This window comes from Vaccinium witches'-broom phytoplasma str. VAC (assembly GCF_000309405.1).
In the GTDB taxonomy this organism is placed as follows: Bacteria; Bacillota_I; Bacilli_A; order Acholeplasmatales; family Acholeplasmataceae; genus Phytoplasma.
Genome location: NZ_AKIN01000089.1, coordinates 1 through 613 on the forward strand (window position 1 = coordinate 1; position 613 = coordinate 613).

General features: G+C 29.9%; 1 pseudogene. It reads right to left on the reverse strand.

Features of this window, described 5'->3' with window-relative positions:
• Window positions 1-613: pseudogene (locus RI68_RS02050) on the reverse strand (hypothetical protein); the annotation flags it as partial.

The window sequence follows — 613 nt, forward strand, 5'->3', positions numbered from 1 at the left end:
CAATTTCATGGAAAGTTTTAGATGGCAAAGGTAAGACCAAACCAGTATGAGAAGTGGCGTTATAACAACCTAATTTAATCAATTTTGGTTCTTTGATGATGTTGTTGTTGATTAAGTATTGATTAATCATTTCTTCTTTATTTTGATCAGTGAAGATGTTACTAACTACTAAATTTATTTGAGGTTTGATTTCTTGAGGTTTTTCTTGGGAGTCCCAAAAGATAAAAGCTTCTTCAATGGCGATTTCGTATTTTAAAAGGTCTTCTAAGATATATTCATTGTCTTCATGAGGATATTTTTCGTTAAAAGGATTAGTTCTTGGTTTAAAATAAACTCCAATTAATCCTTGAGGAGGGTTTTTTAATTTGTTGAAGAAAAATTTACTTCCATAAGGGTTGTATGACGGTTCTTCGAGATTATAGGCGGAAGTTTGGATATTGAAATATTCTAAGATATTAGGGATATTTTCTTTCTTTATGACGTTGATATCGTATCTTTTGAATGGAGGTTGAGTATTTAACCATTCTTTTTGAAGGGTTTGATAGTTTACTAGTTTAATAGTTGATTTGGTTTGTTTATGGAAATAGTTATAGGCGAAAATAGGTTTAATGAA